We start from the raw sequence: 19,314 nt of genomic DNA on the forward strand, positions 1-19,314 counted from the left end.
TGCCGGAAAAACGGATTTGCACGCAAAACGCGAAAAGCCGCCCGGCGACCGGGCGGCTTTGAAAATCGAAGTAAAACGATATGTATTACTTGTAGACGATCGGCTGCGGCGGCGGTTCGTAGGCAACCGGCTGCTCGCAGGCGCCGAACACATAGCGGGCGCCGGCGCGGATTTCGTGGCTGTAGAAACCCTTGTCGTAGCCCGGGCCGCCGTTCAGCTGATAGCCGAACATGTCGCCGCCGAGCGTGTGGCGGAACCGATAGCCGACATCGGCCTTGACGTTGCAGGTGAGGTCGATCGAGGCACCGGCCATCAGCTGGTAGGCGAAGCGCCATTCGCCCTTGCCGCCATGCTCGACCGTATCGTCGCAACCGCTGCCATCGTCGGCACAGGAGGTGTTGCGCAGCTTGTCCCACTTGACGTAGGAACCGCCGATACCGCCACCGACATAAGGCGTGAACAGGCCGTAGGTGCCGAGATCGACATAAGCGTTGGCCATCAGCGTGTAGGCGCGCATGGCCGAAACGTCGGAGGAAGTGCAGGCGGAGGAGACGCCGCAGCTACCGATCGTCGAGCCGTCGAAATCCGACTTGAACATGTAGTCGAACGTCAGATCCGTGCGCAGGTAGTTGTTGATCTGGTAACCGACACCGGCGCCGACCGAGAACGCATCTTTCAGTTCGGCATCTTCGAAATCGACCAGATTGGCGTTGGAACCCTGATAGTATTCCGCCCCGCGCAGATGATTGAAGGAATAGCCGACATCGCCGCGCAGGTACCAGCCGGACGCCTCGGCTACGGTCACCTCCGGAGCCTCCATGATCGGAGCCGGCTCAGGCTGATAAAGATCTGCCGCATAGGTTGCGGTCGTGCTGACAAGCAGTACGGCCGCCGCAGCGAGAAGGCTCGTCTTCATGGTTAGGTACTCCAAAATCCATCGTTGAGGCATCGGACCCGCATGGCCGACTGGTGATTTCTCTTGGATAATGAAGGAAAAAAGTTAAGGTCGGCTTAACTACGTCTGTTTACCGTTTTTGCTGTCATTTTACTTACCATAGACATATAGCCCGAAGAAAAAGCACCTGCCGAAAGACCAAAAAATCGCCTTTTGGTTGCGCGCCCTTTATCCACGGCTCCCCCGGCAAACGAAAAAACGCGGCAGGATCGACCCGCCGCGTTTCGACTGGAACAGAGAAGCCTGTCGCGACTAGCTTGCCCGTCGCACTTCGTAGGAACCGGCGTGGCGCGGAGCGGCATCCTGTTCGCCGAGCGTGAACTGCCCGAGCTGCTGGTCCATCTCCGCAGCCTCGCTCGCCAGCCGGTGAATGGCGGCGGTGGTTTCCTCGACCATCGCGGCGTTCTGCTGGGTCATGACGTCGAGGGCATTGACCGAACCGTTGATCTCGGAAAGCGTCTGCGCCTCCTCACGGGTCGAATGCATCATCTCGCCGATCTTCGCGTTGATGGAGAGCACCCGTTCACCGATGCCCTGCAGCGCGCTGCCAGCCTTTTCGACCAGGCCGACGCCATGCTCCACCTCGCCGGTCGACTTCGCAAGCAGGCTGGTGATCTGCTTCGCAGCCGTTGCCGACCGCTGGGCAAGTTCGCGTACTTCCTGGGCAACGACCGCAAAGCCCTTGCCGCTCTCGCCGGCCCGCGCCGCCTCGACGCCGGCATTGAGTGCCAGAAGGTTGGTCTGGAAGGCGATCTCGTCGATCACGCCGATGATCTGATTGATCTCCTGGGACGAGCCGCGGATGGCTTCCATCGCCGCAATCGTCTCGCGCATGATGCGGCTCGACTGCTCCGCCTCGTCCTTGGCATTGCGTGCGATCCGCTCCGCATCCTCGCCGCGGGCGATCTGGGTCTTGACCGCATCGGTCATCGCCTTGATTGCGCTCGCCGTTTCCGTCAGCGCCGCGGCCTGGCGTTCCGTGCGTTCGGCCAGTTGGTCGGCGCCGGCGCGCATCTCCTCGGAGCCGCCGCGCACCGCAAGCGAATTGCCGCCGATGCTGGAAAGCGTGGCGCTCAGGGTCGAAAGCGCGTTGTTGAAGTTGATGCGCAGGGTTTCGAGTTCGCTCGGGAACGGCTGGCGGATTTCGAAGGCGAGATCGCCATGGGCAAGACGATCGAGACCCTGATCGAGAGCGGCAACGACGCCCTCAAGCGTGCGGGCCTCGGCTTCCCGTTCCGCGAAGCGCTGGCGACGCTCCGCTTCTGCCTGCTCCCGCTCCTCGTTCGCCCGGCTTTCCAGCTGCTGCTGCTCGATGAGCGCGGTCCGGAAGCGTTCCAGCGCTCGGGCCATGGTGCCGATTTCATCACCGCGGTTCTGGTTGGCGACGGGGTTGTCGAGCTGGCCATCGGCCACCTGGCCCGTTACCACGGCAAGACGGGTCAAAGGTGCGAACAGACGGCGGGTGATAACACCTGTGGCAATCGCCATGACCACCAGAGCTGCGACAGCGATTGCCGTGAGTGTCAGGGCGATCTGCAGCGAGCCGGCGCCGAGTTCGGCCAGCGTCAGGCTCTCGACCATCAGGTATTTCCCGCCGCTGAATTCCACGGCGCGGCCATAGGCCCGCGCGGCGCCGTCCTCCCGATCGAAATCGCTGATGACGATGCCGCCATTGCCCTGCATGGCCTCCGGCGCAAAGCCGAAGGGTGCGGCGGCGATGTCGACAAGCCTGCCGTCGGCGCCGAGACTGATGCCGGTGCCGTCCTCGGAGAGAACGGCCGCCCGCTCGACGCTGTCGGCGGCGATCCCCTTGGACAGCAGGCTGGTGATGGCCGTATCCTGCAACTGGAACAGGATCGAGCCCTTGAAGGCTCCGAACTTCACGACCGGCACGGAGAAATAGATGTCCGGGGACTGCGCGTCACTGCCGGTCTTCAGACCCGAAAAGGTCGTCGGCGCAGCATCCTCGACCGCCTTGGCGGCGACCTCGACGCTACGGGCGAAGGCCCGGCCAAGGCCGCTGCCTGCGAGGTTTCCGCCGGTGACATTTTCCGCGAACACCGGCCCCTTGCGATAGGAGTAGATCACATTGCCCGCCGGGTCGACCATCAGCAGGTCACGGAACTGGGTGCCCTTGAGGTAGCCGGCCACCAGATTCTGGGTCGCCTCGTGGTTCGAATAATAGAAACCGCTCGGCCCTTCCGGTTTCAGCAGCTTTTCGCGTTCACCCGCGGGATAGGGGTTGTTTTTGACGAAAACCGTCTGAAGCTCACCCTTCGCATCGCCGGAATTCTTGACGATGGTGTTCCAGCCGCTCTTCATCGAGGTGAACGACTGCTGGAGACCTTCGATCTTGGCGATGGAGGTCGCCTGGTTTTCCAGTTGCTGCAACTGTTCCTTCAGCATGTCGCCCCGGAACGTCAGCGTCCCGTGCATGGCACGGTAGGTTTGCTTGTCGAAAAGCGAGCTGGAGGTGAAATAGGCGAGGACATTGAGTATCCCCACCGACAGCGCCGTCAGCAGCAGGAATATCCCGATCACCTTGGAAGAAAGCGAGTTGAAACGAAAAACCATAAGCGAATCCCCGCGGCCGCCGTCGCCTGTTCTTGAATGCGGCGGTCTTTTTTAAAGCCATGCCAGGCGGAACCGCGTTCATGCGGCCACCCTGGAGACCGCATCATTCAAGGTGTTGTTTAAACGCCAGTTAAGGGGAACGGCAATTTCTGGTGGGCGACACCCCCGAAATTTCAGCTATTGCAGGAGACTTTTTCCATCAGGCCGCCGAAGATCTCCACCGAGCGCAGGCGGGCATCGAGATCGTGGATCGGCATGGAAACGATGAGCTCGTCCGCGCCCGTCTCGTCGAGAAAATCCTTCAACTTGCTTTCCACTGTGGCGGGAGATCCCACCACGGCATAGCGCAGCGTATGTTCGACGCCCATGCGCTCCATGTCGGTCCATATGCCATCCATCGTGTCGACGGGCCGAGGGAAAGGACGCCGCACATTGCGCCGCAGATTGACGAACTGCTGCTGGGAGGACGTGAAGAGATATCGTGCCTGCGCATCGCTGTCGGCCCCCACCCCCATGACGCCGACCATCACATGCGGCTTGTCGAGTTCCGCCGAGGGCTCGAACCGCTCGCGATAGATGGCGATCGCTTCCAGGAGCGAATCCGGCGCGAAATGCGAGGCAAACGCATAGGGCAGCCCGAGGGCGGCGGCGAGATGGGCGCTGTAAAGGCTGGACCCGAGGAGCCAGATCGGGACATGGCTTCGCGCACCCGGAATGGCGAGAAGGGCCTGATCCTCGCCCGGCTCGCCGAGAAGACGCTGCAACTCGATGATATCATGGGGAAAACTCTCGGCGCCCGCCTCAAGATTGCGGCGGAGAGCCCGCGCCGTGCGCATATCTGTGCCGGGCGCGCGGCCCAGACCGAGATCGACACGGTCGGGAAACAGCGCCGCAAGCGTGCCGAACTGCTCGGCAATCACCAGCGGCGAGTGGTTCGGCAGCATAATGCCCCCGGAACCGATGCGAATGCGCTTCGTCGCGGCCCCCACATGGGCGATCACGATGGATGTTGCGGCGCTGGCGATCCCCGGCATGCCGTGATGCTCGGCAAGCCAGAAACGCTTGAAGCCCAGTTCTTCTGCCTTCTGCGCCATTCGCCGGGAAGCGTCCAGCGCCTCTGTTACGGTATGTCCCTCGGCGATCGGTGACAGGTCGAGGATCGAAAAGGGTATCATGCGCGGCATCCTATTCTGGTCTTGCTATGCACTCATATGTAGAGACCCGCCGAGGCAATACCAGAACGAAATGACGATCCGGAGCAACCGTCACCACAATCTTTTTGAACCGATGTTGTGGACTCTTGAACCGAATGTTTTTGGTTTGTTCACTTTTCGCTGGCAGAGCCGTAAGACAGCCAGCTAGGATAGCGCCATGCGAGATACGATTCGGATTATCGGCATAGACCCCGGCCTCAGGCGCACGGGATGGGGCATCATCGAGACGCTCGGCAACTCGTTGCGCTTCGTCGCCTCCGGCACTGTCACCTCCGACGGCGACATGGACCTCGCCTCGCGCCTTCGCCAGCTGCACGACGGACTGGAGGACGTGGTTCACAACTATCGGCCCCACGAAGCCGCCGTCGAACAGACCTTCGTCAACAAGGACGCGGTGGCAACCCTGAAGCTCGGGCAGGCCCGCGGCATCGCCATGCTGGTTCCTGCCCGCGCCGGCCTGCCGGTTTCCGAATATGCGCCGAACGCAGTGAAGAAATCGGTGATCGGCGTCGGCCACGGCGAAAAACAGCAGATCCACATGATGCTGAAGATCCTGATGCCGAAGGCCGAGTTCAAAGGCAACGACGCCGCCGACGCGCTGGCCATCGCCATCTGCCACGCCCACAATCGCGGCGGCGATCGCATGCGGAAGGTGCTGGCATCCGCCTGATTTGTTCTTGACTTGTTCTCATTGGCTCGCTAGGTAATACCTGAGAGGTATTACCATGCGTGTAACGGAAAAAGGTCAGGTGACCATCCCCAAAGACATTCGCGACCGGCTCGGTATCGTCCCGGGTTCGGAAGTGGAGTTCGTCGCGGATGAAAAGGGAGCAAGGCTGGTCCTGATCGCCGGCAATACCGATCAGAAGCCGGCAGACTTCGAAGCTTGGCTGAACAGCGTAAGCGGCTCTTTCGACACCGGCGGCATGAGCACCGACGAATTCATGCAATGGCTCAGGGGACCGCGCGATGACCTCGATCCTCGTTGATACCAATATCTTCATCGACGTGTTCGGTCCGCCGAACGTATCGCGGGATTGGTCAGCCGGCCAGCTTGCATCGTGGAAGCGGCGCTCCCAGTTGATTCTTACCCCGATCGTTTGGGCCGAGCTGGCCAGCATGACGGCAAGCGAGGCAGATCTGGCCAACCTGTTGGCACGTCTGGATCTTGTGCGAGAAGTCCTGCCGTTTTCCGCCGCCTACGAGGCCGGCAGGGCCCACGTCGCCTACAGACGGAGCGGCGGTCTGCGTGAGCGAACCTTACCGGATTTCTTCATCGGGGCGCATGCATCCGTGCGAGCACACCGGCTGCTGACCCGCGACCCTCAGCGCTACCGCTCCTATTTTCCGGATATCGACATCATCTCCCCCGAAACCCATCCCTGACGGACACACTTCATGATCGGCAAGCTCAAAGGCACCATCGACGAAATCGGCGACGACCACGCGCTGATCGACGTGCATGGCGTCTGCTACATTGCTCACTGCTCCTCGCGCACGCTGTCCAGGCTCGGTTCGCCCGGAGAGGCCGCGGTCCTGTTCATCGAGACCTATGTCCGCGAGGACCAGCTGAAGCTCTTCGGTTTCCTCACCGCGCTCGAACGCGAATGGTTCAACCTCCTGCAGAGCGTGCAGGGCGTCGGCACCAAGGTGGCGCTCGCCGTTCTCTCGACATTGACTCCGTCGGAACTTGCCAATGCCATCGCGCTGCAGGACAGGACCGCCGTTTCCCGCGCGCCGGGTGTCGGACCGAAGGTCGCTGTCCGCATCATCACCGAACTGAAGAACAAGGCGCCCGCCTTTGCCGGCGAGGCCGCCGCCACGATCGGCCTGAAGCAGGAACTCGGCGAAGGCGTTGCCGCGGCTCCGGTCGCGGATGCCGTCTCAGCACTCACCAATCTCGGCTATTCGCGCGAGCAGGCGGCCAATGCCATCGCCGCGGCACTGAAGAACGGCGGCGAAGGCGCGGACAGCGCGAAGCTGATCCGCCTCGGCCTCAAGGAGCTGTCGCGGTGATACCGCGCTTTACCCCTTCTACTGAATCTGGTCAAAGGCGCTTGAGCGGTCCTCTCCGCCCTGCCAAGATGGCCGCCAACCGGAAGTAATGTCATGAGTGAAGCCGACCGTCTCATCTCATCGGAAAAGCGTGGCGAGGATATCGACACCGCGCTGCGTCCGCAGTCGCTCGACGAATTCACCGGCCAGGCCGAAGCCCGCGCCAACCTGAAGATCTTCATCGAGGCCGCCAGGAATCGCGGCGAAGCGCTCGACCATGTGCTGTTCGTCGGCCCGCCCGGTCTCGGCAAGACCACCCTTGCCCAGATCATGGCGAAGGAACTCGGCGTAAACTTCCGCTCGACCTCAGGCCCCGTCATCGCCAAGGCCGGCGATCTGGCCGCTCTGCTGACCAATCTCGAGGAGCGCGACGTGCTCTTCATCGACGAAATCCACCGTCTGAACCCCGCGGTGGAGGAAATCCTCTATCCTGCGATGGAGGATTTCCAGCTCGACCTCATCATCGGAGAAGGGCCCGCCGCCCGCTCGGTCAAGATCGATCTCTCCAAGTTCACCCTCGTCGCGGCAACCACCCGCCTCGGCCTGCTGACCACGCCGCTTCGCGACCGTTTCGGCATTCCGGTCCGGCTGAATTTCTACACGGTCGAGGAACTGGAACTGATCGTGCGCCGCGGCGCGCGCCTGATGGGGCTCGGCATGACCGACGAAGGCGCCCGCGAAATTGCCCGCCGCGCCCGCGGCACGCCCCGCATCGCCGGTCGCCTCCTGCGTCGCGTACGCGACTTCGCGGAAGTCGCCCGCGCCGAAGCGGTCACCCGCGAGATTGCCGACGAGGCGTTGACCCGCCTGCTCGTCGACAATATGGGCCTCGACCAGCTCGACAAGCGCTATCTCAACATGATCGCCGTCAACTTCGGTGGGGGCCCGGTCGGCATCGAGACCATCGCCGCCGGGCTTTCCGAGCCTCGCGATGCGATCGAGGATATCATCGAGCCCTACATGATCCAGCAGGGGTTCATCCAGCGCACGCCGCGCGGCCGCGTCCTCACGACCATCGCCTGGAAGCATCTCGGGCTTCAGCCGCCCAAGGATCTGGAAGCCGCGCAATTCCGGCTATCGCTCGAGGAGGATTGAATGATCGCGCGGCGCGGGTTCCTCAAGCTTCTCGGCAGTCTGCTGATGGCCGGCTTTGGAACCAGCACGTACGCGGTCGGCGTCGAGCCCTTCGCCCGGCCCCGCGTCACTCAATATTCCGTCCACCCACGCGCCTGGCCACGGGATCTCAGGCTCCGGCTTGTAGTGCTGGCCGACTTCCATGCCTGCGAACCATGGATGCCCGCCGAGCGGATTGCGGCGATCTGCGATCAGGCCAACGCCCTTGACGGAGATATCGTCCTCCTTCTCGGCGACTACATGACCAGTATGTGGTTCAACACCGGCTACGTCGAACCGGCGAGATGGGCGGAAGCGCTGGCCCGCCTGAAAGCGCCGCTCGGCGTTCATGCCATCCTCGGCAATCACGACTGGCTGAACGACCCTGCGGCCCTTGCCGCAAGACGCGGACCGACGCTCGCGCACAGGGCGCTCGGCAATGTCGGCATCCCCGTCTATGACAATCTCGCCGTCCGGCTCGAAAAGGACGGACGCGGCTTCTGGCTCGCGGGCCTCGCCGACCAGCTCCAGCCGGGCTATCCGGCGCCCGACGGGTCGGGCATCATCCACGGTCTCGACGATCTCTCCGGAACCCTGACGCAGATCAGGGGAGATGAACCCGCCATCCTCATGGCCCACGAACCGGACATTTTCGTCGAGGTTCCCGGGCGAATCTCCCTGACCCTGTCGGGACACACCCATGGCGGCCAGATCAGGCTTTTCGGTTTTTCGCCGCTGGTGCCCTCGCGCTACGGTAACCGCTATGCCTATGGCCACATCGTCGAGGATGAACGCCATCTCATCGTTTCCGCCGGCTTCGGACTGTCCAACCTGCCGGTTCGACTCGGCGCTCCGCCTGAGATCGTCGTGGTCGAACTCGGCGGAACCGGAGCGGCGGAAATACCGGCCTCATGAACGAGGATTCCAGAGAGAGGAAGGGCAGGCCATGACGGAGGAAATCGACCCCTGCCGCGTGTTTCGAAAGCTCGCTCGCAACAATGCGCTGGCCAATCTCAGGCTGCACGATGCCGTGGCGCGCCTCCGGCCCGGTGAATTCGAGGCGGAGCGCACAAGCTTCTTTCCCTCGATTCGGGCAACGCTCAACCACATCCTCGTCATCGACTGGTTCTATGTCGATGCATTGGAAGGTGGAACCCTCGGCCCCAGGGCCTGGGAAAACGACATGCCCTTTCCGGACCCGGAAACCCTGCACGCTGCGCAGGCGGCTGTCGACCGGCGACTGCTTGCCTTCTGCGATGGACTGAAGCCGGAAGACCTCAGCCGCGTGGTCGATATTCATCGCGGCAGCCGTATCCAGCACGACCGCTGCGACGATGTCTTGAGCCACCTCTTCCAGCATCAGACCCATCATCGGGGACAGGTGCACGCCATGCTGGCCGGCACCAGCGTCAGGCCCCCGCAGCTCGATGAATTCATTGTCGGAGACGATGCATCGGCACGGAAAAGAGAGATGGCGGCAATCGGCTGGAACGAGGCGGAGCTCATGCGCTGAGAGCGTTGGACGCAGGGGCTGCAACGCGGAAACCGGAAGGCCCCATACAGCCGCGTCGCGTTTTCCAAGCCCATCCAGCACAGATGAAAAGCATACTCATCTAGCTGTTTTCATTACAAATTGTTAATTACAGCATTCATATTGCATTCACCTCTCGGGGTCTAGCGTCGGGTCATAGACAACGAGGTACAAGACCATGAAGAAAGCATTCCTGATCGCACTGGCCAGCCTGATGATCGCCGCTCCGATGGCCCAGGCGCAGCAATACCGCCCGGATGACCGCCGTCCGCCCCAGCACCATCAGCCGGTCAAGCCGCAAAAGCCCGTTGCCAGCAAAGTCGCGCCTAAGCCCTATTACTGGAAGAAGGGCCAGCGCATGAACGACTGGAGGCGCCATCAGGCAATCAACGATTACCGGCGCTACGGCCTTCACAAGCCGGGTCGCGATCAGCGCTGGATCAGGATCGACAACCAGTATCTCCTGATCGGCGTCACCACCGGCCTGATAGCCGGCATCGCAAACGCCCGCTAGATCGGCCTATCCTCACAAACCGGAGCCGCGGGCGTCCCGTCGCCAGCGGTTCCCTCAAGGCGGAAAAAGACGGTGGCACTGTTGCCCGGCGCGTCTTCTCAATAGCTTTCCGCCAGGAAGCGGACCGTGCTTTCAAACAGCGATTGGCCACCGGGCTTCCAGCCAAGCCCCCTGATCTTGTCGGTCGGCATCGCCCGCACCGCCGCCTTGTCTGCCGGAGGAGGCAGCGGTCGCGAACACGGGACCGCCGACCGGAACATCCCCAGGATATCGCGACTGTCGGCGACGATATCGGAAACGTTGAAGGACTGGCCGCTGACCTTCGCCGCCTCGGTGGTCAGCATCAGCCGCACGGCCTGCCCCACGTCCCGGCCATGAACCTCCGAACCGGCTCGCGCCGGAAGATCCCGCCCGGCAAGATAGTCGGCGAAGAGCGCGTCCCACTTGTTCGGCCGGGCACCTCCATAGATACCCGTCACCCTCAGGCTCGCCGTCACGAAACCGGGCGCGGCGAGATCCGCCAGAACCCGCTCGGCCAGCAGCTTCACTTCGCCATAAAGGCTCGACGGCTTCAGAAACTGCTCTTCGGTGAGCGGCGTCTCGACGGCAAGTCCGTCATAGACCGCCCGGCTGGAGAGGAAAACGGCCCGCCGGACACCGGCCTGCTTTGCGGTTTCAAACAGACGGATGGTGCCGTCGAGGTTGAGTTTGCGAAAGCCGTCGGGATCGGCCCCCTCCCCGCCTCTGTACTTTCCGGGCAGATGGTCGAAGGCCGCATGCACGAAGAAATAGGCATCGTCGAAAACCTGCATCTGGTCGTCCCGAGGATCGAGCGACAGACGACGGAATTCGACAGCCTGGGAAAACAGCCGCTCCGCCGGCTCATGCCGCGCCCCGACGACCACGCTATAGCCGGCGGCAAGCAGGTCCTCGACGATATAGCGTCCGACCAGCCCGGTTCCGCCGGAGACCAGGACTTTCATGCCGCCGCCCGCTCGGGCTTGGAGAGCGATCCGACATCGGGGATGCCCTGGCCGGTATAATAGGCGTTCCACAGGTCGATGAGGGGTTTCAGTGCCGCCGCCTTGGGATGATCCTTCTCCCAGGGCTTTTCGTACTGGTAGTGCAGGATGCCGATCTGCCGCCAGTCCCAGAGCTCCGGCAGGTTGAACCACACATATTGCAGCATGTTCATGAACACCGGCAGGCCATGCCAGTCCGGAAAATAGCTTTCAAGGAAGGTCTGGTCGGTGCGGCGCCAGAAGACCTCAGGCTGGTCCAGCCGGCGCAGCATATCCTCGAAGGTCGCAAGCGAGGGGCGCGCAACGAAGACGCCCGAATTCAGCCTGTGGAAATCAGCAAGGCTTTCATAGACGTTCGGCGCAGCGGAGAACTCGGGATAATCGAACAGCCGGTCGACGTTGCGCAGTACAATCGCATCCGCATCGATGAAGACACAGCTCTCATAATCGATCAACTGCCACAGCCGCAGCTTGCAGAAATTGTCGAGCGGCGAATGGAAGGCCGGCTTGCGCCCTTTGGTGAAGGGTGCGTTGGCATGCAGGTTGCCCCGCGCGTGCCGCTGGTTGAAGCCGTCGGACAGCGGCAGGTGCTCGACCTCGACGAGCCGGCAACCGAGCCGGTCTAGCGGCTCCAGCGCATCGGCCTCCCCCCCGCCCGTATAGAGCACGACGACATCGGCGGAACTGCCCGTCAGGCGGATGGAACGCACAAGCGCGGTCGCGCCCATCGCATAATCGCGATTGGTCACCAGCGTGACATAGGCCTCCCGCGAGCCGGCAGTCGTGACCGGCCGGATGCCTTTCAGCAGTTCGGCCCCCATCATCATGACACCGATTTCAGCTTCTTGCCTTCCGGATCGCGGTTGATCGTCCGGGCGATGTCCTTGGTCCAGGCGGAAACGGCCGGCACGCGGGAACGGTCGACGCGATAGGCGAACTTCTTCGCAACGTCGACGATTTCCTCCAGCAGGCCGCCCTCAAGCGTCGTCGGCTTCAGCCCGAGCCCCAGGAACTTCTCGTTCCTGACGATGAGGTCGTTTTCCGGCGCTTCCTTGCGCGGATTGGGCAGCCAGGCAATCTCGGCGCCCGACATTTTCGCAATCATCTCGGCAAGGTCGCGCACCCGATGCGTTTCCGTCATCTGGTTGAAGATCTCGACCCGCGACCCACGCGCCGGCGGATTGTTCAGCGCAATCTCGATGCAGCGGACCGAATCCTGGATATGGATGAAGGCGCGGGTCTGCCCGCCGGTGCCGTGCACCGTCAACGGATAGCCGATTGCCGCCTGGATCAGGAAACGGTTGAGAACCGTTCCATAATCGCCATCGTAATCGAAGCGGTTGACGAGTTGCGGATGACGGCGCGTCTGCTCCGTATGGGTGCCCCAGACGATGCCCTGATGCAGGTCGGTGATCCTGAGACCGTCGTTCTTTGCATAGAACTGGAAGAGCAACTGATCGAGGCATTTCGTCATGTGGTAGATCGAACCCGGATTGGCCGGATAAAGGATCTCCTGCGAGACCGTCTCGCCCTGTGTGGTTTCGATGCCGACCGGCAGATAGCCTTCCGGGATCGCCGCCCCCACCGTCGAATAACCGTAGACACCCATCGTACCGAGATGGACCAGATGCGCATCGAGCCCGATTTCGACGAGCGCATTCAAGAGATTGTGTGTCGCCGAGACATTGTTGTTGACGGTGTAGTTCTTGTGCCGGTCGCTCTTCATCGAATAGGGCGCGGCGCGCTGCTCGGCGAAATGGATGATGGCGTCGGGGCGCTCCTCGGCCAGCCACTTTTTCAGAAGCTCATAGTCCTTGGCGAGGTCGATCAGGTTGAAATGGATGCGGCGGCCGGTTTCCGCATGCCAGATGCGGGTCCGCTCCTGGATCGAATCCATCGGCGTCAGCGACTGCACGCCGAGTTCCGTGTCGATCCAGCGGCGTGACAGGTTATCGAGAATATGAACATCGTGGCCGGCATCGGAAAGGTGCAGGGATGTAGGCCAACCAACGAAACCGTCTCCGCCCATGACTGCGATCTTCATAAGATGGTCTCCTTTGCCGATGAGGTATCAATCCTGATAATGCCGATTTATGACAGAACTACAATCAGCGTCGAAAAGGTTCCGGACAGACCTTGAAGACTTCTCGCCGCGCAGGGATAACATGATGACGAATATGGATTTTTTGCTTTCCGGCCACCTTGTGGAACACGGACATCGGCTCGTTCAGCGGGTCTATTATGAAGACACCGATTTCTCCAGCCTCGTCTATCACGCCCGCTATCTGCACTTCCTTGAGCGCGGCCGCACCGACTACCTGCGCTGCCTCGGCGTCGAACAGAGCGCGCTGATCGGCATCGACGAGGAAGGCCTCGTTTTCGTCGTCCACCGGATGGAAATCGACTTCAAGTCGCCGGCTCGCATGGACGATATCCTGGAAATCCGCACCACCACCACCAAGGCCGGCGGCGCCAAGATGGTGCTGGAACAGGAAATCCGCCGCGGCGACGACCTTCTGATCGCGGCGAAGGTGGTCATCGCCGTGGTCAACCGCCGCGGGCGCCCGCGCCGCCTGCCGGAAGACCTTGCGGCCCAGTTTCTCTCTTGAGACCGGGTCCCGGTTTTATCATTGCCGACATATCGGGATGATAACGGTCCTTTAACGATAATGATGTCTTACTTCGATTATGGAAAATTGTGCGTCGCACGCCTTCCTTTGACCAAATTTCGACGCAAGAAGGCAATCTGGGAGCTTGATGCGGGATAGGGCGTTCGGCGATGGCTACCGCAAATTTCCGGCAATAGAGCTTTTTCACCGCCCGGTCATGCGCCGGGCGTTTGGATTTCGGGGATAAGAGAGCGATGGAAGAAGTTGGATTGGCAGCAGCGACCCATGACGTGAGCCTCTGGGCCCTGTTCATGCAGGCCGGCTTCGTGGTGAAACTCGTGATGCTGGGACTGATCGCGGCCTCGGTGTGGACCTGGGCGATCGTCATCGACAAGTTCATGAGCTACTCGCGCGCCCGCAGGCAGTTCGACCAGTTCGAACAGGTGTTCTGGTCCGGCCAATCGCTGGAAGAACTTTACCGGACCCTGGCGGAACGCAACAACAGCGGCCTTGCGGCGATGTTCGTCGCCGCCATGCGGGAATGGAAGAAGAGCTTCGAGCGTGGCGCCCGTTCGCCGATCGGGCTTCAGATGCGTATCGACCGTGCCATGGACGTCACACTGGCGCGTGAGTCGGAAACGCTCGAAGCCCGCCTCGCTTCGCTCGCCACCATCGGTTCGGCCGCCCCCTTCGTCGGTCTCTTCGGTACGGTTGTCGGCATCATGACCTCTTTCCAGGCGATTGCCGGTTCGAAGTCGACCAACCTGGCCGTCGTCGCCCCCGGTATCGCGGAAGCGCTTCTGGCAACGGCCATCGGCCTCGTCGCCGCTATCCCCGCCGTTATCGCCTACAACAAGTTCTCCGGCGAGGCCGGCAAGCTGACGGCCCGCATGGAAGGCTTTGCCGACGAGTTCTCCGCCATTCTTTCGCGCCAGATCGACGAGAAACTGCAGCCCCGTCAGGCGGCGCAGTAATCGGTCCGACTTAGGAGACGCAAGCAATGGGTATGTCTGTTGGATCGAGCGGTGGCGGCGGTGGACGTCGTGGCAGGCGCGGCGGCCGCAAGGCCCCGATGAGCGAGATCAACGTGACGCCGCTCGTCGACGTCATGCTCGTGCTGCTCATCATCTTCATGGTCGCCGCCCCGATGATGACCGTGGGCGTTCCCCTGGACCTGCCCAAGACCGGGGCCAAGGCGCTCAACTCAGAAACCCAGCCGATCACCGTTTCCATCAAGGCCGACGGATCGGTCTTCCTTCAGGAAACCCCGATCTCGACGGACGAGATTGCAGCCAAGCTCGCAGCCATCGCCACCACCGGCTACACCGAACGCATCTTCGTGCGCGGCGACGGCGCAGCACCTTACGGCGTGATCGCCGACGTGATGGCACGCATGCAGACCGCAGGCTACACGAATATCGGCCTGGTGACCGAGCAGAAAACGGATAACTGATCGTATCGCAATGAGAGGCAGTCTCGCGACATCGGCTGTACTGCACGCACTGGCGCTCACCTGGGCACTGGTCTCCATCGGCGCGCCCGAAACTTTCGACGTCGCCAATGTCGAGGCGCTGCCTGTCGATCTCGTGCCGATCGAGGAACTGACGCAGATCCAGCAGGGCGACCAGAAGGCGCCGAAGGCGGAAAAGGCAGCCCCCGTTCCGACCAAGAAGCCGACCTCCGTCGACAATTCCGAAAACCTCGGCGACAACAAGGTCGACCTGAAGTCGGTTCCGACGCCGAACGCCAAGCCGAACGCCAACGAATCCTCTGCGGCACCGGAAAAGGTCGAGAAGGTCCAGCCGAGGCAGGACAACGAGACCAACGACATCAAGGACATCATCAAGGAAGACACGGTCGCCGAGCCGCAGAAGGAAGTGGCCAAGGCCGAACCGCCGAAGCCGCAGGTGACCGAGCCGCCGGCCCCCGAGAAGCCGCCGGAGCCTACGCCGCAGCAGCCGGACGAGACGGCCGAAATCCCGCTGCCGGAGAAGGCGCCCGTCCCGTCCGTCCGCCCGAAGCCCGAGACACCGAAGCCGGTCGAGCCCAAGACAGCCGAGGCCAAGCCGACCGAAAGTCAGTCGGAGAAAGCGCCTGACAAGAAGAAGGACACCAAGACCCAGGAAGCGGCCAAGTCGAAATCCACCAAGGAAAGCGACTTCAACGCCGACGAGGTCGCTGCCCTCCTCAACAAGAACGACCCGACCGCCGGCGGCGCCAAGGCTTCGCAGGACAAGGCTGCATTCGGCGGCAAGAAGACCACCAGCGGCACGAAATTGAGCCAGACCGAAATGGATGCACTAAAGGGCGTCATTCAGAACAACTGGTCGTTCATCCCCGGCCTTGCCGGAATGGAGGGCATGGTCATCACGGTTCGCTTCAAACTGGACGAAGCCGGAAATCTGATCGGAGAGCCAGAGGTCAGCGCCAAAGGCGGAGAAGCTTCCACCCAACAGGTGATGATGGGTAGTGCAAGGCGCGCCGTTCTGCGCTCCGCTCCCTTCACCAATCTTCCACGCGACAAATACGACGCATGGTCTGAGGTCATCGTAAACTTCGACCCCAGCGAAATGATGTAAAAGCTAAAAAGGCTTGGAACTCATGATGAAACTCAATCTTCTTCGATATCTGGCGGTGATCGTCGGCCTTGCCGGCGCCTTCGCCACGCCGGCCCACGCGGTCGTCGAGATCAACATCAACAAGGGCAATGTCGAGCCGTTGCCGATTGCGATCACGGACTTCGTTTCCGGCAACGGTATCGGCGCCAAGATTTCGGCGGTGGTCGAGGCGGACCTCAAGCGTTCCGGTCTGTTCGCCCCCGTGAGCCGTGCGGCCTTCATCGAAAAGAACAGCAATCCGGACCAGACGCCGAACATGCAGAGCTGGACGGTGCTGAACGCCCAGGCGCTCGTCGTCGGCCGCATCACGCAGGAAGGCGACGGACGTCTGCGCGCCGAGTTCCGCCTGTGGGACACCTTCGCTGGCCAGCAGATGGCCGGCCAGCAGTTCTACACCCAGCCGGAAAACTGGCGCCGCGTCGCCCACATCATCGCCGATGCGATCTATGAGCGCATCACCGGCGAGAAGGGCTACTTCGACACCCGCGTCGTCTTCGTCGCGGAAAGCGGCTCCAAGCAGGATCGCAAGCGGCAGCTTGCCATCATGGACCAGGACGGCGAAAACGTCCGTATGCTGACCAATAGCAAGGACATCGTCCTGACGCCGCGCTTCTCGCCGAGCCGTCAGGAAATCACCTACATGTCCTTCGAGGGCCAGCAGCCGCGCGTCTACCTCCTGCAACTGGAATCCGGCCAGCGCGAAGTGGTCGGCAACTTCCCGGGCATGACCTTCTCCCCCCGCTTCTCGCCCGATGGCCAGCGGGTCATCATGAGCCTGCAGCAGGATGGCAACGCCAATATCTACACGATGGACCTGCGCTCGCGCACCACGACGCGCCTGACCTCCACGGCCGCGATCGACACCTCTCCCTCCTACTCGCCGGACGGCAGCCGCATCGTCTTCGAAAGCGACCGCGGCGGACGCCAGCAGCTCTATGTGATGAATGCCGACGGCTCCGGCCAGCAGCGCATTTCCTTCGGCGACGGCTCCTATTCGACGCCCGTATGGTCTCCGCGCGGCGACCTGATCGCCTTCACCAAGCAGTCCGGCGGCAAGTTCTCGATCGGCGTGATGAAGACCGACGGTTCGGGCGAGCGCATCCTGACCACCGGCTTCCACAACGAAGGCCCGACCTGGGCGCCGAACGGCCGCGTCATCATGTTCTTCCGCCAGGGTGCCGGCGCAGGCGGTCCGCAGCTCTATTCGATCGACCTGACCGGTTACAACGAACAGCTCATCAAGACACCGGGCTACGCCTCCGACCCGGCCTGGTCGCCGCTGCTCGAATAGGGCGCGGAAAAACGCCTCTTTCTTGCCGCAATGTGTTGGGAATCGGCGCATTGCGGCAGTGTTTTGACAGTTTGTTAACCATGTTCGTTCGAAGCCGGTTAACCTCGAATGGTTAGAGTCCGGCAACCCTAACGGAAAGAATCAAGGAGACCGGCGATGAGCCGCATTCAAACTCCGGCGAAGAGCCGCATGCAGCAACTTGCAAGCAACCCCGCCATCGTCGCAATCGCGATGACGCTGGCGCTTGCCGGCTGCGCCTCGAAGAAGAACCTGCCGAACAGCGCTTCCGAACTCGGCCTCGGCGCCGGCGGCGCCGCAACGCCGGGCTCGACCCAGGACTTCACCGTCAATGTCGGCGACCGCATCTTCTTCGACACCGATTCGACCTCGATCCGTGCCGATGCCCAGCAGACGCTCGACCGTCAGGCTCAGTGGCTCGCCAAGTACCCGAACTACGCCATCACCATCGAAGGCCATGCAGACGAACGCGGCACCCGCGAATACAACCTCGCGCTCGGCGCTCGCCGCGCTGCCGTCACCCGCGACTACCTCGCCTCGCGCGGCGTACCGGCAAGCCGCATGAAGACCATCTCCTACGGCAAGGAACGTCCGGTCGCCGTTTGCGACGACATCTCCTGCTGGTCGCAGAACCGCCGCGCCGTCACCGTTCTCGGCGGCGCCGGCCTCTGATCCGGCCGGTCCCTCAAGCTTATGTGAAGGCGGCCGCTCGGCCGCCTTTTCTTTTCTCCACACTTTGGCCGAACTTGAGTTGCTTTTTTACGGTCAATTGTAAAAATCCGCCATGTGCGCCATCCGGCGTGACGATTCAAAGGATAACAGGACGAACCATATGAAGAGACTTGTCATGGCCGCATTGCTTGCGACGGCCTCGCTGGCAGGCCTGAACGGAACGGCAAGCGCGCTGCAACTGTTTCCCTCGCTCAACAAGAGCCAGCCGGCGCCGGCCGCAAGCAGCCGCCAGCCCGTGCAGCTCGCGCAAAGCGCCGATCCCTCGATCCGCGTGCAGCAGCTCGAGGAGGAGATCCGCAGCCTCAACGGCCGTATCGAGGAAATGAGCTATCAGTTGCTGCAGATGCAGGAACAGATGCGCAAGACCCAGGAAGACAATGAATACCGTTTCCAGGATCTGGAAAAAGGCGGCGCCAAGAAGAGCGGTTCGCTCGACAGGCCGGTGAATGCCGGCGCGACGCCGGAGGATTCGGTCGCCGAAATCATCACCCAGGAACCGGCGCCCGGTGGAGACATCGGCGCCTCCTCCTCGTCGCTCGGACAGCCCGAGCAGACGCTAGGCTCGATCGAGCTCGATTCCAGCGGCATGCCGCAGACGGCCACGATCAATCAGGACGCGGTCAACAAGTCCTCCGCACTGCCCGGCGTCAGCGCCCCCGCGGCGACCCAGACCGCCTCCACCGGCTCGGAAAGCGACGTCTACCAGGTCGCCTATGCGCATGTGCTTTCCGGTGACTACGGCATGGCGGAAAACGAGTTCCGGGACTTCATCGCCCGTTACCCCAAGAGCTCCAAGATCGCCGACGCCAACTTCTGGCTGGGCGAAGCGCTCTATTCCCAGGGCAATTTCAACGAAGCCGCCAAGACCTTCCTCAATGCCCACCAGGCCTATAGCTCCTCGCCCAAGGCTCCCGAAATGCTGCTGAAGCTCGGCATGTCGCTCGCCGCGCTCGACAATACTGACACGGCCTGCGCAACGCTGCGGGAAGTGACGAAGCGCTATCCGAAGGCCTCCCGCGCGGTGGTATCCAAGGTGGCGAGCGAACAGAAGCGCCTCCGCTGCTGACC

The 19,314-nt window shown here is 62.1% G+C and carries 21 protein-coding genes; 15 read left to right on the top strand and 6 right to left on the bottom strand.

The genetic code is table 11. From position 1 onward, the window contains the following. Positions 1-85: 85 nt before the first annotated feature. From ACLBKR_RS12910 to ACLBKR_RS12920, 3 genes are all read right to left on the bottom strand, one after another. Positions 86-916 carry an outer membrane protein gene (locus ACLBKR_RS12910; protein ID WP_113340641.1) on the bottom strand — a complete coding sequence of 277 codons (831 nt, stop codon included), beginning with the start codon at positions 914-916 and terminating at the stop codon, positions 86-88. A gap of 291 nt (positions 917-1,207) precedes the next feature. Then, positions 1,208-3,529 (bottom strand): methyl-accepting chemotaxis protein, encoded by a 2,322-nt coding sequence (locus ACLBKR_RS12915; RefSeq protein ID WP_414899407.1) that lies wholly within the window; start codon positions 3,527-3,529, stop codon positions 1,208-1,210. Between the two features lie 173 nt (positions 3,530-3,702). Further along, entirely contained in the window at positions 3,703-4,704 is a 1,002-nt protein-coding gene (locus ACLBKR_RS12920) for an LLM class flavin-dependent oxidoreductase (RefSeq protein WP_113340945.1), read from the bottom strand. Positions 4,705-4,900: 196 nt separating this feature from the next. Between ACLBKR_RS12920 and ruvC the strand changes: the two genes are divergently transcribed. The 8 genes from ruvC to ACLBKR_RS12960 all read left to right on the top strand — a co-directional run bounded on the left by ruvC (position 4,901) and on the right by ACLBKR_RS12960 (position 9,956). Further along, positions 4,901-5,413 (top strand): crossover junction endodeoxyribonuclease RuvC, encoded by a 513-nt coding sequence (gene ruvC / locus ACLBKR_RS12925; protein WP_113442235.1) that lies wholly within the window; start codon positions 4,901-4,903, stop codon positions 5,411-5,413. A 55-nt stretch (positions 5,414-5,468) separates the two neighbouring features. Beyond that, positions 5,469-5,732, top strand: coding sequence for an AbrB/MazE/SpoVT family DNA-binding domain-containing protein (locus ACLBKR_RS12930; protein WP_112828638.1), 264 nt, complete (start codon positions 5,469-5,471; stop codon positions 5,730-5,732). Further along, a complete protein-coding gene (locus ACLBKR_RS12935) occupies positions 5,713-6,129 on the top strand; it encodes a type II toxin-antitoxin system VapC family toxin (RefSeq protein ID WP_113447609.1) in 417 nt (138 codons plus the stop codon). The genes ACLBKR_RS12930 and ACLBKR_RS12935 overlap by 20 nt, the downstream gene beginning before the upstream one ends. A gap of 12 nt (positions 6,130-6,141) precedes the next feature. Further along, a complete protein-coding gene (gene ruvA, locus ACLBKR_RS12940) occupies positions 6,142-6,759 on the top strand; it encodes a Holliday junction branch migration protein RuvA (protein WP_112828640.1) in 618 nt (205 codons plus the stop codon). A 93-nt stretch (positions 6,760-6,852) separates the two neighbouring features. Beyond that, positions 6,853-7,893: a Holliday junction branch migration DNA helicase RuvB gene (gene ruvB / locus ACLBKR_RS12945; RefSeq protein WP_113424532.1), complete on the top strand. Its 1,041-nt coding sequence runs from the start codon at positions 6,853-6,855 to the stop codon at positions 7,891-7,893. Further along, complete coding sequence (locus ACLBKR_RS12950) at positions 7,894-8,826, top strand: metallophosphoesterase (protein WP_113439389.1); 933 nt, start codon at positions 7,894-7,896, stop codon at positions 8,824-8,826. Positions 8,827-8,857: 31 nt separating this feature from the next. Continuing rightward, on the top strand, positions 8,858-9,424 hold the full coding sequence (locus ACLBKR_RS12955) for a DinB family protein (protein ID WP_113340648.1): 567 nt from the start codon (positions 8,858-8,860) through the stop codon (positions 9,422-9,424). Positions 9,425-9,620: 196 nt separating this feature from the next. Beyond that, the gene (locus ACLBKR_RS12960; protein ID WP_112828644.1) at positions 9,621-9,956 is read left to right on the top strand and encodes an RcnB family protein; all 336 of its coding nucleotides are present in this window, start codon (positions 9,621-9,623) and stop codon (positions 9,954-9,956) included. A 98-nt stretch (positions 9,957-10,054) separates the two neighbouring features. Here ACLBKR_RS12960 and ACLBKR_RS12965 read toward each other — a convergent pair whose 3' ends face one another. The 3 genes from ACLBKR_RS12965 to ACLBKR_RS12975 are packed head-to-tail and all read right to left on the bottom strand — an operon-like array spanning position 10,055 to position 13,022. Beyond that, the gene (locus ACLBKR_RS12965) at positions 10,055-10,939 is read right to left on the bottom strand and encodes an NAD-dependent epimerase/dehydratase family protein (RefSeq protein ID WP_113439387.1); all 885 of its coding nucleotides are present in this window, start codon (positions 10,937-10,939) and stop codon (positions 10,055-10,057) included. Next, a complete protein-coding gene (locus ACLBKR_RS12970; protein WP_113439386.1) occupies positions 10,936-11,805 on the bottom strand; it encodes a glycosyltransferase in 870 nt (289 codons plus the stop codon). Before ACLBKR_RS12970 ends, ACLBKR_RS12965 begins: the two co-directional genes overlap by 4 nt. Next, on the bottom strand, positions 11,802-13,022 hold the full coding sequence (locus ACLBKR_RS12975; protein ID WP_112828647.1) for an NAD-dependent epimerase/dehydratase family protein: 1,221 nt from the start codon (positions 13,020-13,022) through the stop codon (positions 11,802-11,804). Before ACLBKR_RS12975 ends, ACLBKR_RS12970 begins: the two co-directional genes overlap by 4 nt. 124 nt (positions 13,023-13,146) lie before the next feature. On the opposite strand from ACLBKR_RS12975, the gene ybgC reads away from it, so the two are divergent. The 7 genes from ybgC (at position 13,147) to ybgF (ending at position 19,312) form a co-directional block, all read left to right on the top strand. After that, the gene (gene ybgC, locus ACLBKR_RS12980; protein ID WP_414899408.1) at positions 13,147-13,587 is read left to right on the top strand and encodes a tol-pal system-associated acyl-CoA thioesterase; all 441 of its coding nucleotides are present in this window, start codon (positions 13,147-13,149) and stop codon (positions 13,585-13,587) included. Between the two features lie 254 nt (positions 13,588-13,841). Continuing rightward, positions 13,842-14,561: a protein TolQ gene (tolQ, locus tag ACLBKR_RS12985; protein WP_112828648.1), complete on the top strand. Its 720-nt coding sequence runs from the start codon at positions 13,842-13,844 to the stop codon at positions 14,559-14,561. A 26-nt stretch (positions 14,562-14,587) separates the two neighbouring features. Beyond that, on the top strand, positions 14,588-15,040 hold the full coding sequence (gene tolR / locus ACLBKR_RS12990; RefSeq protein ID WP_112828649.1) for a protein TolR: 453 nt from the start codon (positions 14,588-14,590) through the stop codon (positions 15,038-15,040). Positions 15,041-15,050: 10 nt separating this feature from the next. Further along, on the top strand, positions 15,051-16,166 hold the full coding sequence (locus ACLBKR_RS12995) for a hypothetical protein (RefSeq protein WP_414899409.1): 1,116 nt from the start codon (positions 15,051-15,053) through the stop codon (positions 16,164-16,166). A gap of 22 nt (positions 16,167-16,188) precedes the next feature. Next, the gene (gene tolB, locus ACLBKR_RS13000) at positions 16,189-17,496 is read left to right on the top strand and encodes a Tol-Pal system beta propeller repeat protein TolB (protein ID WP_113340947.1); all 1,308 of its coding nucleotides are present in this window, start codon (positions 16,189-16,191) and stop codon (positions 17,494-17,496) included. 156 nt (positions 17,497-17,652) lie between these two features. Further along, positions 17,653-18,186 (top strand): peptidoglycan-associated lipoprotein Pal, encoded by a 534-nt coding sequence (gene pal / locus ACLBKR_RS13005; protein WP_414899410.1) that lies wholly within the window; start codon positions 17,653-17,655, stop codon positions 18,184-18,186. A gap of 160 nt (positions 18,187-18,346) precedes the next feature. After that, positions 18,347-19,312 carry a tol-pal system protein YbgF gene (gene ybgF, locus ACLBKR_RS13010; RefSeq protein ID WP_112828653.1) on the top strand — a complete coding sequence of 322 codons (966 nt, stop codon included), beginning with the start codon at positions 18,347-18,349 and terminating at the stop codon, positions 19,310-19,312. Positions 19,313-19,314: the final 2 nt, after the last annotated feature.

This window comes from Paenirhizobium cremeum, assembly GCF_047553425.1.
In the GTDB taxonomy this organism is placed as follows: domain Bacteria; phylum Pseudomonadota; class Alphaproteobacteria; order Rhizobiales; family Rhizobiaceae; genus Allorhizobium; species Allorhizobium cremeum.

Excerpts from the sequence above, each read along its gene's own strand:
- ybgF (WP_112828653.1), top strand. The coding sequence starts at position 18,347 with ATGAAGAGACTTGTCATGGCCGCATTGCTTGCGACGGCCTCGCTGGCA.
- ACLBKR_RS12960 (WP_112828644.1), top strand. The coding sequence starts at position 9,621 with ATGAAGAAAGCATTCCTGATCGCACTGGCCAGCCTGATGATCGCCGCT.
- ACLBKR_RS12910 (WP_113340641.1), bottom strand. The coding sequence starts at position 916 with ATGAAGACGAGCCTTCTCGCTGCGGCGGCCGTACTGCTTGTCAGCACG.
- tolR (WP_112828649.1), top strand. The coding sequence starts at position 14,588 with ATGGGTATGTCTGTTGGATCGAGCGGTGGCGGCGGTGGACGTCGTGGC.
- ACLBKR_RS12920 (WP_113340945.1), bottom strand. The coding sequence starts at position 4,704 with ATGATACCCTTTTCGATCCTCGACCTGTCACCGATCGCCGAGGGACAT.
- tolB (WP_113340947.1), top strand. The coding sequence starts at position 16,189 with ATGATGAAACTCAATCTTCTTCGATATCTGGCGGTGATCGTCGGCCTT.
- ACLBKR_RS12935 (WP_113447609.1), top strand. The coding sequence starts at position 5,713 with ATGACCTCGATCCTCGTTGATACCAATATCTTCATCGACGTGTTCGGT.
- pal (WP_414899410.1), top strand. The coding sequence starts at position 17,653 with ATGAGCCGCATTCAAACTCCGGCGAAGAGCCGCATGCAGCAACTTGCA.
- tolQ (WP_112828648.1), top strand. The coding sequence starts at position 13,842 with ATGGAAGAAGTTGGATTGGCAGCAGCGACCCATGACGTGAGCCTCTGG.
- ruvC (WP_113442235.1), top strand. The coding sequence starts at position 4,901 with ATGCGAGATACGATTCGGATTATCGGCATAGACCCCGGCCTCAGGCGC.
- ybgC (WP_414899408.1), top strand. The coding sequence starts at position 13,147 with ATGACGAATATGGATTTTTTGCTTTCCGGCCACCTTGTGGAACACGGA.
- ACLBKR_RS12950 (WP_113439389.1), top strand. The coding sequence starts at position 7,894 with ATGATCGCGCGGCGCGGGTTCCTCAAGCTTCTCGGCAGTCTGCTGATG.
- ACLBKR_RS12975 (WP_112828647.1), bottom strand. The coding sequence starts at position 13,022 with ATGAAGATCGCAGTCATGGGCGGAGACGGTTTCGTTGGTTGGCCTACA.
- ACLBKR_RS12930 (WP_112828638.1), top strand. The coding sequence starts at position 5,469 with ATGCGTGTAACGGAAAAAGGTCAGGTGACCATCCCCAAAGACATTCGC.
- ACLBKR_RS12965 (WP_113439387.1), bottom strand. The coding sequence starts at position 10,939 with ATGAAAGTCCTGGTCTCCGGCGGAACCGGGCTGGTCGGACGCTATATC.
- ACLBKR_RS12955 (WP_113340648.1), top strand. The coding sequence starts at position 8,858 with ATGACGGAGGAAATCGACCCCTGCCGCGTGTTTCGAAAGCTCGCTCGC.
- ruvB (WP_113424532.1), top strand. The coding sequence starts at position 6,853 with ATGAGTGAAGCCGACCGTCTCATCTCATCGGAAAAGCGTGGCGAGGAT.
- ACLBKR_RS12970 (WP_113439386.1), bottom strand. The coding sequence starts at position 11,805 with ATGATGATGGGGGCCGAACTGCTGAAAGGCATCCGGCCGGTCACGACT.
- ACLBKR_RS12995 (WP_414899409.1), top strand. The coding sequence starts at position 15,051 with ATGAGAGGCAGTCTCGCGACATCGGCTGTACTGCACGCACTGGCGCTC.
- ACLBKR_RS12915 (WP_414899407.1), bottom strand. The coding sequence starts at position 3,529 with ATGGTTTTTCGTTTCAACTCGCTTTCTTCCAAGGTGATCGGGATATTC.
- ruvA (WP_112828640.1), top strand. The coding sequence starts at position 6,142 with ATGATCGGCAAGCTCAAAGGCACCATCGACGAAATCGGCGACGACCAC.